Origin of the sequence: Niallia sp. Man26, from assembly GCF_022049065.2 — a bacterium.
In the GTDB taxonomy this organism is placed as follows: domain Bacteria; phylum Bacillota; class Bacilli; order Bacillales; family Cytobacillaceae; genus Niallia.
In genome coordinates this window covers 3,042,358-3,057,090 of sequence record NZ_CP095743.1, presented here as the reverse complement: position 1 = coordinate 3,057,090, position 14,733 = coordinate 3,042,358, and the positions used below count along the sequence as shown (strand labels likewise).

The 14,733-nt window shown below is 43.1% G+C and carries 8 protein-coding genes, 17 tRNA genes and 3 rRNA genes; 22 read left to right on the top strand and 6 right to left on the bottom strand.

The window, feature by feature from the left end:
* The first annotated feature begins 100 nt into the window (after nt 1-100).
* The 3 genes from L8T27_RS15470 (at nt 101) to L8T27_RS15460 (ending at nt 2,740) form a co-directional block, all read left to right on the top strand.
* Nucleotides 101-1,819: an ATP-binding protein gene (locus L8T27_RS15470; protein ID WP_237941830.1), complete on the top strand. Its 1,719-nt coding sequence runs from the start codon at nt 101-103 to the stop codon at nt 1,817-1,819.
* A gap of 136 nt (nt 1,820-1,955) precedes the next feature.
* Nucleotides 1,956-2,189 (top strand): small acid-soluble spore protein Tlp, encoded by a 234-nt coding sequence (gene tlp / locus L8T27_RS15465; RefSeq protein WP_237941829.1) that lies wholly within the window; start codon nt 1,956-1,958, stop codon nt 2,187-2,189.
* A 116-nt stretch (nt 2,190-2,305) separates the two neighbouring features.
* Nucleotides 2,306-2,740, top strand: coding sequence for a VOC family protein (locus tag L8T27_RS15460; protein ID WP_233316429.1), 435 nt, complete (start codon nt 2,306-2,308; stop codon nt 2,738-2,740).
* A gap of 42 nt (nt 2,741-2,782) precedes the next feature.
* On the opposite strand, the gene L8T27_RS15455 is transcribed toward L8T27_RS15460, so the two are convergent.
* The 6 genes from L8T27_RS15455 to L8T27_RS15430 form a co-directional block, all read right to left on the bottom strand.
* Nucleotides 2,783-2,983, bottom strand: coding sequence for a ChaB family protein (locus L8T27_RS15455; protein ID WP_237941828.1), 201 nt, complete (start codon nt 2,981-2,983; stop codon nt 2,783-2,785).
* A 15-nt stretch (nt 2,984-2,998) separates the two neighbouring features.
* Nucleotides 2,999-3,784: an SDR family NAD(P)-dependent oxidoreductase gene (locus L8T27_RS15450; protein ID WP_233316427.1), complete on the bottom strand. Its 786-nt coding sequence runs from the start codon at nt 3,782-3,784 to the stop codon at nt 2,999-3,001.
* A gap of 116 nt (nt 3,785-3,900) precedes the next feature.
* Complete coding sequence (nspC, locus tag L8T27_RS15445; protein ID WP_233316426.1) at nt 3,901-5,040, bottom strand: carboxynorspermidine decarboxylase; 1,140 nt, start codon at nt 5,038-5,040, stop codon at nt 3,901-3,903.
* Nucleotides 5,041-5,050: 10 nt separating this feature from the next.
* A complete protein-coding gene (locus tag L8T27_RS15440) occupies nt 5,051-6,250 on the bottom strand; it encodes a saccharopine dehydrogenase family protein (protein ID WP_233316425.1) in 1,200 nt (399 codons plus the stop codon).
* Nucleotides 6,251-6,500: 250 nt separating this feature from the next.
* Nucleotides 6,501-6,576: transfer RNA gene (locus L8T27_RS15435), tRNA-Ala, on the bottom strand.
* A gap of 110 nt (nt 6,577-6,686) precedes the next feature.
* Nucleotides 6,687-7,379 (bottom strand): MgtC/SapB family protein, encoded by a 693-nt coding sequence (locus L8T27_RS15430; protein ID WP_233316424.1) that lies wholly within the window; start codon nt 7,377-7,379, stop codon nt 6,687-6,689.
* A gap of 671 nt (nt 7,380-8,050) precedes the next feature.
* Here L8T27_RS15430 and L8T27_RS15425 point away from each other — a divergent pair.
* The 19 genes from L8T27_RS15425 to L8T27_RS15335 all read left to right on the top strand — a co-directional run bounded on the left by L8T27_RS15425 (nt 8,051) and on the right by L8T27_RS15335 (nt 14,730).
* Nucleotides 8,051-9,599: ribosomal RNA gene (locus L8T27_RS15425) — 16S ribosomal RNA — on the top strand.
* A gap of 326 nt (nt 9,600-9,925) precedes the next feature.
* A 23S ribosomal RNA gene (locus L8T27_RS15420) occupies nt 9,926-12,860 on the top strand.
* 251 nt (nt 12,861-13,111) lie between these two features.
* A 5S ribosomal RNA gene (rrf, locus tag L8T27_RS15415) occupies nt 13,112-13,228 on the top strand.
* Together the 16S, 23S and 5S rRNA genes with 16 tRNA genes alongside form the textbook arrangement of a ribosomal RNA operon.
* Nucleotides 13,229-13,235: 7 nt before the next feature.
* Nucleotides 13,236-13,311, top strand: a tRNA-Val gene (locus tag L8T27_RS15410).
* 6 nt (nt 13,312-13,317) lie between these two features.
* Nucleotides 13,318-13,393: transfer RNA gene (locus L8T27_RS15405), tRNA-Thr, on the top strand.
* Nucleotides 13,394-13,411: 18 nt separating this feature from the next.
* Nucleotides 13,412-13,487: transfer RNA gene (locus L8T27_RS15400), tRNA-Lys, on the top strand.
* A 5-nt stretch (nt 13,488-13,492) separates the two neighbouring features.
* A tRNA-Leu gene (locus L8T27_RS15395) sits at nt 13,493-13,577 on the top strand.
* 17 nt (nt 13,578-13,594) lie between these two features.
* Nucleotides 13,595-13,669 (top strand) — tRNA-Gly (locus tag L8T27_RS15390).
* A 15-nt stretch (nt 13,670-13,684) separates the two neighbouring features.
* Nucleotides 13,685-13,773 (top strand) — tRNA-Leu (locus L8T27_RS15385).
* Nucleotides 13,774-13,791: 18 nt separating this feature from the next.
* Nucleotides 13,792-13,868, top strand: a tRNA-Arg gene (locus L8T27_RS15380).
* 4 nt (nt 13,869-13,872) lie between these two features.
* Nucleotides 13,873-13,949, top strand: a tRNA-Pro gene (locus L8T27_RS15375).
* Between the two features lie 22 nt (nt 13,950-13,971).
* Nucleotides 13,972-14,047 (top strand) — tRNA-Ala (locus tag L8T27_RS15370).
* A 22-nt stretch (nt 14,048-14,069) separates the two neighbouring features.
* Nucleotides 14,070-14,146: transfer RNA gene (locus L8T27_RS15365), tRNA-Met, on the top strand.
* A 20-nt stretch (nt 14,147-14,166) separates the two neighbouring features.
* Nucleotides 14,167-14,243 (top strand) — tRNA-Ile (locus L8T27_RS15360).
* Between the two features lie 9 nt (nt 14,244-14,252).
* Nucleotides 14,253-14,345 (top strand) — tRNA-Ser (locus L8T27_RS15355).
* Between the two features lie 26 nt (nt 14,346-14,371).
* Nucleotides 14,372-14,445: transfer RNA gene (locus L8T27_RS15350), tRNA-Met, on the top strand.
* Nucleotides 14,446-14,448: 3 nt separating this feature from the next.
* Nucleotides 14,449-14,525 (top strand) — tRNA-Asp (locus L8T27_RS15345).
* A gap of 20 nt (nt 14,526-14,545) precedes the next feature.
* A tRNA-Phe gene (locus tag L8T27_RS15340) sits at nt 14,546-14,621 on the top strand.
* 33 nt (nt 14,622-14,654) lie between these two features.
* Nucleotides 14,655-14,730, top strand: a tRNA-His gene (locus L8T27_RS15335).
* Nucleotides 14,731-14,733: the final 3 nt, after the last annotated feature.

The window sequence follows — 14,733 nt, the reverse complement described above, 5'->3', positions numbered from 1 at the left end:
TCATGATAACAAATACTACATCCTTGATTACAGCAGTATTGCTATTTAAATGTAATCATATGAATATACATCAGGCGGTATCGGACAGGAGGGATTTAAGATGGAATTTATTTTATTGATGATGGTAGCGATGATACCACTCATCATTTCCCTGACTGTCCTGTTTTTTTCAAAAACGAGACTTGCTGTAACCCTATCCCTATTTTTGGGGATGTTATCTTTTTGGCAAATGGATGTTGCAACACTGTATGCAGAAAATGTACTTCCCCTCAAATGGATAGATAGTCTGTTTCGCTTTTTTAGGGGCGGCTCTATTTTTATTATGCCAATAATGTACTATTTCTCCTATTACTTAGTGTGGAAAAATAGGGAGTTGAAAAAATACAGATGGCTTTTAAATAAAGGAATTCTGACTTTTTTTATTCTCTATACGTTAGTTGTCTATATTGTTAACTTTACTGACTTTGGGATTGTGTCATATACATGGAAAGATGCTAAGCTGTTAGCACCATCACACTTGCTGCCGGTGTATGGCGTAGGTAATCTGCTATTCATGCTAAACATAGTTATCGGCTATCTTAATACATTTCTGTTGCTGTTTATTACGACAAAGGTTCGTGACATTGGTGATAAAAGATTCTATATAAAGTTGGTAGCGGCTGCCCTTCTTATATTCATTAACGGCAACTTAAGCGGTTTTGCTTTTATTCCGTTATATTACTCTAGTTTCAATTCTATTTTTGCTGCAATTATATTATTTATTGGCTTTTTTCAAATGCAATCATTCAAGATAAATGCAATGAACGGAGAATTGCGGAAGCAGAGTGAACAGCTTGAAACAATTATGAATATAAACCCGAATTATCTTCTAGTAATAGATGGAAATACAATCATTAAAATAAATGATTCATTATGCAAGTTATTGAAAAAGACCGAAATTGATTTGCTAGGCGAATCAATTTCGACTATTTTGCAAGAAATCAGTATGGAAACAGTAAAGCCACAAAATTACATTGATGTTAATGGGAAGGTTCATTATATACTGTGGGACAGGAAAGAACTTTATTATAATAACGAAAATAAACGCACTATTTATTTTGGAATGGATATAACAGAGCAAAAGAGAAGCGAACAGTTGATCATCTCTTCTGAAAAGCTGAAGGTTGTTGGAGAAATGGCTGCAAGTGTTGCTCATGAAATCAGAAACCCATTAACGACAATAAGAGGCTTTATCCAGCTTTTAAAAGAAAAAAGTGATAAAACTGGCTTTGAAGATATTCTTCTGGAAGAAATAGACCGAATTAATCAGGTATTAAAGGAATTACTTATTCTTGGCAAGCCTGAAGCTAAAGCAGCTGTAAGAGCTGAATTATTAACCATTCTTCCGAGTGTCGAATTGCAAAATATTAAGCTTTTGTTCCAGGCATTGGCTATTGAACAGAATAAGGAAATTATTGTAGTAAACAGACAAGAAAAAAATGCGTTTATATCTATGGAGAAATCGCATTTCAAGCAGGTAATCATCAATGTATTAAAAAATAGTCTGGAAGCTATCCATGGTGGAAGCGGGAAAGTCAAGATGATCATTGATAGTAAATCTGATATGGTTCGCATCCGAATAATAGATAATGGAGAAGGCATCAACAAAGAGCTTCTCAGTCAAATATGGGAACCGTATTATACAAGTAAAGAAAAAGGCAACGGTATCGGTTTAACGGTGTGTAATCGACTCTTGCAGGAAAATAACGGGCAAATGTCCGTGAAAAGCAAGGAAGGCTGGGGAACATGTGTGATGATTACCCTTCCTATTATAAGCTGATAAAAATAGGAAAGACATTTATGTTTTTCCTCTTTTTATCTATGTTAAAGTATTGGAATAACATATTTCTCCTGTGTATAAAAAACCAAGAAATAAACAAAATACTATAGTATTTTAAATTACAGGAGGAAATGACATGACAAATAATCGTCCAAATCCAGATAACAGAGCAGATAATGTAGAGAAACTACAAGATATGATTGAAAATACATTAGATAATATTGATAAGTCTGAAGAGACAATGGCATTTGCTTCCTCAGAAGAAAGAGCTAACATAGAAGCTAAAAACAAAAGAAGAGAAGAATCAATCGATGCATTCAGAGAAGAAGTAAAAGACGAAGCTGCAAATCGTGAAAACGGCTATCAATAAGCATTCCTTTTGACCTCTAATCTTTTAGAGGTCAAATTTGTTTTTTGTATAATCAGAAGGAATTTGCTAAATGAAAGAGAATATTAGTGAATATTCAGGGAAGAAGGAGTGGGATCATGATTAAATCAATGTACCCTTATTTCGTTTTTAATGGGAATGGTAATGAAGCAGTGGAATTTTATAAAAATGCACTAAATGCTGAGGTAATAAGTATGCAGCTTTTTGGTGACATGCCTCCAAATCCTGAAATGCCAATTCCAGAAGAAGCTAAAGACCGTGTGTTAAATGCACAGCTGAAGGTAGGCGATACGGACTTAATGCTTTCTGACACATTTCCAGGAATGCCATACACAATAGGCACGAATGTTACTACCGCAATCATTTTGGAAAATATTGAGGACACAAAGAAAGTATTTGCTGCCTTACAAGAAGGCGGCAAAGTAAAAATGCCCCTGCAAGAAACATTTTGGAGCCCTTTGTATGGACAACTCGAGGATAAATATGGATTCGAATGGCAAGTATCAACAGAAGGGAAACTTACAAACGGTTAAGCATTGCTTAAAAGACATCAGCAGACAGGCTGATGTCTTTTTTTAATCCTTGGCTGTCCAATTTCCAGCTTTATCTTTATGGTACTTGTTCTTAACAGCACTCCAAGCAACTTTAAACGCTGTTTCTTCTTTTTTATATTCATCTAAGGAAGCATTGAACGCTTCTTTAAAAATTTCCTGAGCATGAAAAGGCAGGTTATTGCGTACTGATTCTGGCAGATCTTTCACATCGTTGTAAGGCATGTTATTCTCCTCCTGCTATCCTTTTATTAATGTTTCTGCACCATCGACATAAATTTCAGTTCCTGTCAGATGAGAGGCTTCATCAGATGCTAAGAACAGGAATAGATTTGCTACTTCTTCTGGTTTGCCTGCATCTGACTTTAGCGGGATTGCCTCTTCCGGAATGCCAAATGGAAACTGTATCTCATCAGGATGATTGGATTCTTTAATGGATTCAAAAATATTCGTATCAATAGTACCTGGACAAATGGCATTTACCCGAATTTTATATGGTGCCAACTCAATTGCAGCCATTTTAGCAAATGCTGCAATTGCTGCCTTGGATGTACTGTAAGCGGAAAAACCTTTTTGAGCAAATCGGCGGTTACCACTAACAGAGCTAATAACAGTAATGGTTCCTCCGTTATTTTTCATATAAGGAATTGCCTGCTTAACAGTCTCGAATGTTCCGACGACATTGTTATTAATTGTATTAGCCCAATCTTTTGTGGAAAAATCCTCGATTGGAGACAATGTTCCGACAATCCCAGCATTTGCAAGAAGGGTAGTAATTTCTCCCCATTTATTAAAGGTTTCTTCCATTGCGTTTGCCACTTGCTCTTCATCAGTTATATCGACTTGAAAGAAGATTGCCTCGCCGCCTAGCTCTGCAATCTCGTTTGTGGCCGTGATGCCTCTTTCTTGATTCATATCGAGTATGCTGATTTTTGCTCCTTCTCTTGCTAAACGAATGGCAGAGGCCTTACCAATACCAGAAGCCCCCCCTGTTATGACAGCTACTTTGTTTTCCATACGCTTCATTTCCTGTCACCCCTATTTCCTACTAGTTTTAACTATTATCCTTTTCCACTTACCCTTTTCAGGAAGGAATATGCATGAAAAAACCCCTTCTCTAATTTAGAGAAGGGATTCATTTCTTATGAAAGGCGGTTGCTGTAATCCTCAAACTTAAATTGTCTTACGACTTTAATGCCTTCTTCGTCATTGTAAGATACGATAGAAGGGAGATTTACACCATTAAACATATGATTTTTTACCATTGTATAATGAGCCATATCACAGAAAACAATTTTATCGCCAGGCTTTAATGGCTCTTTAAAGGAGTAGTCACCGATGACATCTCCAGATAGGCAAGTCATTCCACCTAGTCTGTATGTGTATTCATATTCACCAGGCATACCAGCACCGATGATATTAGGTCTGTATGGCATTTCCAGAACATCAGGCATATGGCAAGTAGCTGATGTATCAAGAATAGCCAAGTCCATTCCGTTTTTCATAACATCAAGAACTGTACTTACCAGATAACCTGTATTTAGAGCAATTGCTTCACCAGGCTCTAGATAGACCTCAACATCATATTTCTCTTTCAAATACAGAATGCATTCAATCAATGTTTCGATATCATAATCTGGTCTTGTAATATGATGACCGCCGCCTAGGTTCAGCCACTTAACCTTTTTAATATGTTCGCCAAACTTCTCATCAACTACTTTAAGGGTTCTCTTTAAAGTGTCAGAGTTTTGCTCACACATTGTATGGAAGTGAAGGCCATCGATTTCATCAAGCCGATCAGCATCGAAGTTATCCAATGTAACACCGAATCTAGAGTACGGTGCACAAGGATTATAAAGTTCTGTTTCAATCTCAGAGTACTCTGGATTAATACGAATTCCGACATCAATTTTTTTGTCAGCATTTCTTACTTTATCTTTAAAACGGTCCCATTGTGCAAAAGAATTGAAGACAATATGGTCCGTGTATAACATCAGTTCATCGAACTCGCTGTCCACATATGCTGGTGCATATGAATGAACTTCTTTTCCCATCTTTTCAAAACCTAATCTAGCTTCAAACAAAGAGCTTGAAGTTACTCCTGTAAGGTACTTTGAAACAAGTGGAAATACAGAATGCATAGAAAATCCTTTTAATGCAAGAAGAATCTTAGCACCAGTTCTTTCCTGAACATAGTTCAATGTCTCCAAGTTTTTCTTAAGCAGACGCTCGTCCACTACATAACTAGGAGATGGTACTTTATCAAATTCAATGTTTTTCATTGCTTTCCTCTCAATCTATAAGAGTTGGAGTGAAGTTCTCCTGCCATGGCAATCCGTGTTTGTTCAATGCATCCATGAATGGATCTGGATCGAATTCTTCCACATTGTATACGCCTGGCTTTTTCCATTGTCCTTTAATGATAAGCATAGCACCGATCATCGCCGGAACACCTGTTGTATATGAAATTGCTTGTGAGCCAACCTCTCTGTAACATTCTTGGTGGTCACATACATTGTATACATAATATGTTTTTGGCTTGCCGTCTTTAATACCTTGGATAATGCAGCCAATATTTGTTTTACCTTTAGTTCTAGGTCCAAGTGAAGCAGGATCTGGAAGCAATTCTTTCAAGAACTGCAACGGAATGATCTCTTTGCCTTCATAATTAATAGGCTCGATAGATGTCATACCAACATTTTCAAGAACTTTTAGGTGGTTCAAGTAATTGTCAGAGAATGTCATCCAGAATCTGATTCTTTTCACACCTTTAATGTTTACAGCTAAAGACTCTAATTCTTCATGGTATAGAAGATAGATGTTTTTAGGTCCGATTTCTGCCAAGTCATACTCTCTCTTTTCAGAAAGAGGTGCAGTTTCTACCCACTCGCCATTTTCGAAATAGCGGCCGTTTGCAGTGATTTCGCGAATATTAATTTCAGGGTTGAAGTTAGTCGCGAACGGATAACCATGATCTCCACCATTAGCATCCACGATATCGATATAGTGGATTTCATCGAAATGATGTTTTTGTGCATAAGCAGTAAATACACCAGTAACACCTGGATCAAAACCGCTGCCTAATAGTGCTGTTAGTCCAGCTTCTTCGAATTTTTGCTTATAATCCCACTGCCATTTATACTCAAACTTAGCTGTTTCTGGCGGCTCATAGTTAGCTGTATCAAGGTAGTGAACACCAGTTGCAAGACATGCATCCATGATTGTTAAGTCTTGGTATGGCAATGCCACGTTAATAACTACATCTGGCTTGAAGCTGTTGATCAACTCAATTACTTCTTCTGTTTTATCTGCATCGACTTGGGCAATAGAAACCTTCGTTTTGCCGCCGTCTAATTTATTTTTAAGCGCTTCACATTTTGAAAGTGTTCTGCTTGCAATACAAATCTCTTCGAATACATCAGGTACTTGACAGCATTTATGTGCAACAACACTTGCTACACCGCCAGCACCAATAATTAATGCTTTACCCAAAATGAAAAACCTCCTTTAACTTATTGAAAAAATTCAATAAGCATGATTATACAGAATGTGCGACAAATAATCCATAAAATCCGACAAAATATAATTTTTTTTTACACTGTATTTTTTAGAATTTTTCGATATAAAAATATTATACAAGGAAAGGTTTGGAAGAAAAATATATCGATTTAAAATGAGAGGGAAAAGAACGTAAAAAAGACATTTGCCATTGATGACAAATGTCTTCTGAATTTATGTATGTTGGTGGAGACTATCGGGATCGAACCGACGACCTCTTGCATGCCATGCAAGCGCTCTCCCAGCTGAGCTAAGCCCCCGTTTGGTTGATGATAAATTATATTATACATATTTTCAGAAATATTGCAATAACTAAACTAAAAAACAATAAATGGATGGAGATACCTCTCCACCCATTTGGTCAATATAATCAATTTAAGCTTTCTATTTCAATTTCCCTGACGCCATTAATACCGGAAATTTCTTTATAGAATTCTGTTAACTCTCTTTTTTGATCAACTATTAAAATTAAGTTGATAGAATGTTCACCGGTTTCTAAGTCTTTTATGCGCAGGTTTTTAATGCCTGCTTTCAATTCTCTTATGGCTGCAATAATAGTTGCAACATCTTCCTTTTCCGTTGCTTTGAGCTTAACTTTTATTTCTTTTTCTCTTAGCTGTCTAGGACCGATAAGGCTCATAAGGAAAGGAACAAACTTTACGCTCACTAATAAAAGGGTTACACCTGCGATAGCTTCTATGTAATAACCGGCCCCAACTGCAATTCCAATTCCACCGGCACCCCAAATTAGTGCTGCTGTCGTCAGCCCGGAGATACTGTCATTCCCTCTTCTCAATATTACCCCAGCTCCTAAAAAGCCGATGCCGGAAACAATTTGTGCAGGAAGGCGAAGGGGGTCCATTGTAATATTTACAAACTCGCTCCCGGGAAACTTATATGCTGCCTCTATAGAAACAATAGTGAGCAGGCAGCTCACAATACTGATAACAAGACTTGTCTTTAAGCCAACAGGCTTCCTTTTTATTTCTCTTTCTAAACCGATAATCAAGCCAAGTCCTGTTGAAATCCCTAATTTAACTAAGAAGTCGATGTCGATAAGCATAATACCTCCTGTAATCTGGTTGTTATATAATTATGTGGCTTAAAGCTCTTTTATTTATGTTTTTAGTCCGCTTGTATTTTTTATCAATAAAACACAATTGATACTTAAGTTTTTTAGTGGATTTTCCTTTCTCTCTATTTTGTAGCGTATATAACCATTATTAAGAGGTTGAAAACATGAGGTTTCCGATTATCATATGTAATGGAGACGGAGGATAATTTTCTTTATCTTCATATATGTAACCTGTTTTTGCAATCATTATATCGGCATTTTTTAATTAGTATTTCTTATTATTAAAAATAACTGAACAAATGGTGTGTTTATTTTAAGATATAGGAAGGAACTAGAGCCTGGGATAAAATTTGGTTTTCTTACGAATAAAAACTTAAAAAATGTATTGCTAATTAAAAATATACATGGTATATTATTTCTCGTCCTCAACAAGGGATTTTAGATGAAATAAAAAAGTTCTAAAAAGTTGTTGACATTAAGATTGCTTTCATGGTAAATTGATAAAGTCGCTTCTGAAGCAAGCGATTAAATGAAACAGATTGCTCTTTGAAAACTGAACAAACAAAACGTCAACAATAATCGTTTTTATAACTTGCGTTATAAAGATGAAAACAAAGCAACAAAAAGCTAGAGTTTAGCAAATGAGCTAATCTTACTCTTTATCGGAGAGTTTGATCCTGGCTCAGGACGAACGCTGGCGGCGTGCCTAATACATGCAAGTCGAGCGGACTTAAAAAGCTTGCTTTTTAAGTTAGCGGCGGACGGGTGAGTAACACGTGGGCAACCTGCCTGTAAGACTGGGATAACTTCGGGAAACCGGAGCTAATACCGGATAATCCTTTTCTACTCATGTAGAAAAGCTGAAAGACGGTTTACGCTGTCACTTACAGATGGGCCCGCGGCGCATTAGCTAGTTGGTGAGGTAACGGCTCACCAAGGCGACGATGCGTAGCCGACCTGAGAGGGTGATCGGCCACACTGGGACTGAGACACGGCCCAGACTCCTACGGGAGGCAGCAGTAGGGAATCTTCCGCAATGGACGAAAGTCTGACGGAGCAACGCCGCGTGAGTGATGAAGGTTTTCGGATCGTAAAACTCTGTTGTTAGGGAAGAACAAGTACGAGAGTAACTGCTCGTACCTTGACGGTACCTAACCAGAAAGCCACGGCTAACTACGTGCCAGCAGCCGCGGTAATACGTAGGTGGCAAGCGTTGTCCGGAATTATTGGGCGTAAAGCGCGCGCAGGCGGTCCTTTAAGTCTGATGTGAAAGCCCACGGCTCAACCGTGGAGGGTCATTGGAAACTGGGGGACTTGAGTGCAGAAGAGAAGAGTGGAATTCCACGTGTAGCGGTGAAATGCGTAGAGATGTGGAGGAACACCAGTGGCGAAGGCGACTCTTTGGTCTGTAACTGACGCTGAGGCGCGAAAGCGTGGGGAGCAAACAGGATTAGATACCCTGGTAGTCCACGCCGTAAACGATGAGTGCTAAGTGTTAGAGGGTTTCCGCCCTTTAGTGCTGCAGCAAACGCATTAAGCACTCCGCCTGGGGAGTACGGCCGCAAGGCTGAAACTCAAAGGAATTGACGGGGGCCCGCACAAGCGGTGGAGCATGTGGTTTAATTCGAAGCAACGCGAAGAACCTTACCAGGTCTTGACATCTCCTGACAATCCTAGAGATAGGACGTTCCCCTTCGGGGGACAGGATGACAGGTGGTGCATGGTTGTCGTCAGCTCGTGTCGTGAGATGTTGGGTTAAGTCCCGCAACGAGCGCAACCCTTGATCTTAGTTGCCAGCATTTAGTTGGGCACTCTAAGGTGACTGCCGGTGACAAACCGGAGGAAGGTGGGGATGACGTCAAATCATCATGCCCCTTATGACCTGGGCTACACACGTGCTACAATGGATGGTACAAAGGGCAGCAAAACCGCGAGGTCGAGCCAATCCCATAAAACCATTCTCAGTTCGGATTGTAGGCTGCAACTCGCCTACATGAAGCTGGAATCGCTAGTAATCGCGGATCAGCATGCCGCGGTGAATACGTTCCCGGGCCTTGTACACACCGCCCGTCACACCACGAGAGTTTGTAACACCCGAAGTCGGTGGGGTAACCTTTTAGGAGCCAGCCGCCTAAGGTGGGATAGATGATTGGGGTGAAGTCGTAACAAGGTAGCCGTATCGGAAGGTGCGGCTGGATCACCTCCTTTCTAAGGAAAAATGGAATTCGTTCCATTCACAGATTGTTGATGATTTTGTTGTTCAGTTTTGAGGGAGCAATTCCTCAAAACATCAGGGTAATGATTAACATCATTAGCCGAATTTGTTCCTTGAAAACTAGATTATGAATAGTAAGAACCAAGAAAGAAACCGAGTAATCGCCATCTTAGATTCTCTATTATTAGTAGAATTTTAGGGTAAAGAGAAACGAGCAGGTCGAGGAAGCGACTAAACGAGCACCGGAGCGTACGACAGTACGTGAGGAGCGGAGTGAGGGAGCTGACGAAGAGATGCGAAGTTTATCTTTAGCCGAATAAGTTAAGTTAGAAAGGGCGCACGGTGGATGCCTTGGCACTAGGAGCCGATGAAGGACGGTACTAACACCGATATGCTTCGGGGAGCTGTAAGTAAGCTTTGATCCGGAGATTTCCGAATGGGGGAACCCACTATCCGTAATGGGATAGTATCGTTACTTGAATACATAGAGTAACAGAAGGCAGACCCGGGGAACTGAAACATCTAAGTACCCGGAGGAAGAGAAAGCAAACGCGATTCCCTGAGTAGCGGCGAGCGAAACGGGATTAGCCCAAACCAAGAGGCTTGCCTCTTGGGGTTGTAGGACACTCTACATGGAGTTACAAAGGAACGGGGTAGATGAATAGGTCTGGAAAGGCCAGTCATAGAAGGTAAAAACCCTGTAGTCGAAACTTCGTTCCCTCCTGAGTGGATCCTGAGTACGGCGGGACACGTGAAATCCCGTCGGAAGCAGGGAGGACCATCTCCCAAGGCTAAATACTCCCTAGTGACCGATAGTGAACCAGTACCGTGAGGGAAAGGTGAAAAGCACCCCGGAAGGGGAGTGAAATAGATCCTGAAACCGTGTGCCTACAAGTAGTTAGAGCCCATTAATGGGTGATAGCGTGCCTTTTGTAGAATGAACCGGCGAGTTACGATTACATGCGAGGTTAAGTTGAAGAGACGGAGCCGCAGCGAAAGCGAGTCTGAATAGGGCGTAATAGTATGTGGTCGTAGACCCGAAACCAGGTGATCTACCCATGTCCAGGGTGAAGTCCAGGTAACACTGGATGGAGGCCCGAACCCACGCACGTTGAAAAGTGCGGGGATGAGGTGTGGGTAGCGGAGAAATTCCAATCGAACTTGGAGATAGCTGGTTCTCTCCGAAATAGCTTTAGGGCTAGCCTCAAGGTAAGAGTATTGGAGGTAGAGCACTGTTTGGACTAGGGGCCCCCATCGGGTTACCGAATTCAGACAAACTCCGAATGCCAAATACTTATCCTTGGGAGTCAGACTGCGAGTGATAAGATCCGTAGTCAAGAGGGAAACAGCCCAGACCACCAGCTAAGGTCCCAAAGTATACGTTAAGTGGAAAAGGATGTGGAGTTGCTTAGACAACCAGGATGTTGGCTTAGAAGCAGCCACCATTTAAAGAGTGCGTAATAGCTCACTGGTCGAGTGACTCTGCGCCGAAAATGTACCGGGGCTAAACGTATCACCGAAGCTGTGGATTGACATCTACGATGTCAGTGGTAGGAGAGCGTTCTAAGGGCGTTGAAGCTAGACCGTAAGGACTGGTGGAGCGCTTAGAAGTGAGAATGCCGGTATGAGTAGCGAAAGATGAGTGAGAATCTCATCCACCGAATGCCTAAGGTTTCCTGAGGAAGGCTCGTCCACTCAGGGTTAGTCGGGACCTAAGCCGAGGCTGAAGAGCGTAGGCGATGGACAACAGGTTGATATTCCTGTACCACCTTATGAATCGTTTGAGCGATGGGGGGACGCAGGAGGATAGGGTAAGCGTGCTGTTGGATTAGCACGTCCAAGCAGTTAGGCTGGTAATGAGGCAAATCCCATTACCGTGAAGGCGGAGCTGTGACGGCGAGGGAAATATAGTACCGAAGTTCCTGATTCCACACTGCCAAGAAAAGCCTCTAGCGAGATTCAAGGTGCCCGTACCGCAAACCGACACAGGTAGGCGAGGAGAGAATCCTAAGGTGAGCGAGAGAACTCTCGTTAAGGAACTCGGCAAAATGACCCCGTAACTTCGGGAGAAGGGGTGCTCTTTTGGGTGCAAGCCCGAGAGAGCCGCAGTGAATAGGCCCAGGCGACTGTTTAGCAAAAACACAGGTCTCTGCGAAGCCGTAAGGCGAAGTATAGGGGCTGACACCTGCCCGGTGCTGGAAGGTTAAGAGGAGGGGTTAGCGTTCGCGCGAAGCTCTGAATTGAAGCCCCAGTAAACGGCGGCCGTAACTATAACGGTCCTAAGGTAGCGAAATTCCTTGTCGGGTAAGTTCCGACCCGCACGAAAGGTGTAACGATCTGGGCACTGTCTCAACGAGAGACTCGGTGAAATTATAGTACCTGTGAAGATGCAGGTTACCCGCGACAGGACGGAAAGACCCCGTGGAGCTTTACTGTAGCCTGATATTGAATTTTGGTACAGCTTGTACAGGATAGGTAGGAGCCTTGGAAGCCGGAGCGCCAGCTTCGGTGGAGGCATTGGTGGGATACTACCCTGGCTGTATTGACATTCTAACCCGCACCCCTTATCGGGGTGGGAGACAGTGTCAGGTGGGCAGTTTGACTGGGGCGGTCGCCTCCTAAAAAGTAACGGAGGCGCCCAAAGGTTCCCTCAGAATGGTTGGAAATCATTCGTAGAGTGTAAAGGCACAAGGGAGCTTGACTGCGAGACCTACAAGTCGAGCAGGGACGAAAGTCGGGCTTAGTGATCCGGTGGTTCCGCATGGAAGGGCCATCGCTCAACGGATAAAAGCTACCCCGGGGATAACAGGCTTATCTCCCCCAAGAGTCCACATCGACGGGGAGGTTTGGCACCTCGATGTCGGCTCATCGCATCCTGGGGCTGTAGTCGGTCCCAAGGGTTGGGCTGTTCGCCCATTAAAGCGGTACGCGAGCTGGGTTCAGAACGTCGTGAGACAGTTCGGTCCCTATCCGTCGTGGGCGTAGGAAATTTGAGAGGAGCTGTCCTTAGTACGAGAGGACCGGGATGGACGCACCGCTGGTGTACCAGTTGTCTTGCCAAAGGCATAGCTGGGTAGCTATGTGCGGAAGGGATAAGTGCTGAAAGCATCTAAGCATGAAGCCCCCCTCAAGATGAGATTTCCCATAGCGTAAGCTAGTAAGATCCCTGAAAGATGATCAGGTTGATAGGTTTGAGGTGGAAGCGTGGTGACACGTGGAGCTGACAAATACTAATAGATCGAGGACTTAACTAAAACGAAAAGCTAAAAGAACAGCTTATATCGATAGGATGTTGGAGCGCGCGAGAAGCAGTCGCAAGACTGTGCACGAGTGAGTGAAACAGCCGTACGATTTGGCTTCTGTAGCTGGACATGAATGATTACTCATTCTTTCTTCTTACAACATAATCTAGTTTTCAGGGAATAAATTCTCTGAAAAAAACTTTGAAAAAAGTGTTGCAAAAACTAATTAGATAGGTTATAATAATACTTGTCTTTAAAAAAAGTCTGGTGACGATAGCGAGAAGGTCACACCCGTTCCCATACCGAACACGGAAGTTAAGCTTCTCAGCGCCGATGGTAGTTGGAGGTTCTCCTCCTGTGAGAGTAGGACGTCGCCAGGCATACAATGGAGGATTAGCTCAGCTGGGAGAGCATCTGCCTTACAAGCAGAGGGTCGGCGGTTCGATCCCGTCATCCTCCACCATAACACGCCGATGTAGCTCAATTGGTAGAGCAACTGACTTGTAATCAGTAGGTTGGGGGTTCAAGTCCTCTCGTCGGCACCATTCTTTGTAAAACGAGATGAGTCATTAGCTCAGTTGGTAGAGCATCTGACTTTTAATCAGAGGGTCGCAGGTTCGAATCCTGCATGACTCACCATTTACGCGGGTGTGGCGGAATTGGCAGACGCACTAGACTTAGGATCTAGCGCCGCAAGGCGTGGGGGTTCGACTCCCTTCACCCGCACCATTTAATTTAATACACAAGCGGAAGTAGTTCAGTGGTAGAACACCACCTTGCCAAGGTGGGGGTCGCGAGTTCGAACCTCGTCTTCCGCTCCATTTTTAAAAAACAATGCCGGGGTGGCGGAACTGGCAGACGCACAGGACTTAAAATCCTGCGGTAGGTGACTACCGTACCGGTTCGATTCCGGTCCTCGGCACCATTGTTACTTTAAAAATTAGCGCCCGTAGCTCAATTGGATAGAGCGTCTGACTACGGATCAGAAGGTTATGGGTTCGACTCCTTTCGGGCGCGCCATATACGGGAAGTAGCTCAGCTTGGTAGAGCACTTGGTTTGGGACCAAGGGGTCGCAGGTTCGAATCCTGTCTTCCCGACCATGTATGTTACTCCATAAAAATTGGGGCCTTAGCTCAGCTGGGAGAGCGCCTGCCTTGCACGCAGGAGGTCAGCGGTTCGATCCCGCTAGGCTCCACCAATTTTAATTAATACTGAATAATGGCGGCGTAGCTCAGCTGGCTAGAGCGTACGGTTCATACCCGTGAGGTCGGGGGTTCGATCCCCTCTGCCGCTACCATATTATTTAGGAACTTGTTTGGACCTTTAGCTCAGTTGGTTAGAGCAGACGGCTCATAACCGTCCGGTCGTAGGTTCGAGTCCTACAAGGTCCACCATCATATCGAGGAGGAATACCCAAGTCCGGCTGAAGGGATCGGTCTTGAAAACCGACAGGCGGGTCAAACCGCGCAGGGGTTCGAATCCCCTTTCCTCCTCCATTTTTGAAGTATTTGAATATTATTATCGCGGGGTGGAGCAGTCTGGTAGCTCGTCGGGCTCATAACCCGAAGGTCGCAGGTTCAAATCCTGTCCCCGCAATCTGGTCCGGTAGTTCAGTTGGTTAGAATGCCTGCCTGTCACGCAGGAGGTCGCGGGTTCGAGTCCCGTCCGGACCGCCATTTTTCAAAAAAAGTATAAAGGCTCAGTAGCTCAGTCGGTAGAGCAAAGGACTGAAAATCCTTGTGTCGGCGGTTCGATTCCGTCCTGAGCCACCATTAATATCATGATTATAATAGATTAACATGATGGCGGTTGTGGCGAAGTGGTTAACGCATCGGATTGTGGCTCCGACATTCGTGGGTTCGATTCCCATCAGTCGCCCCATAT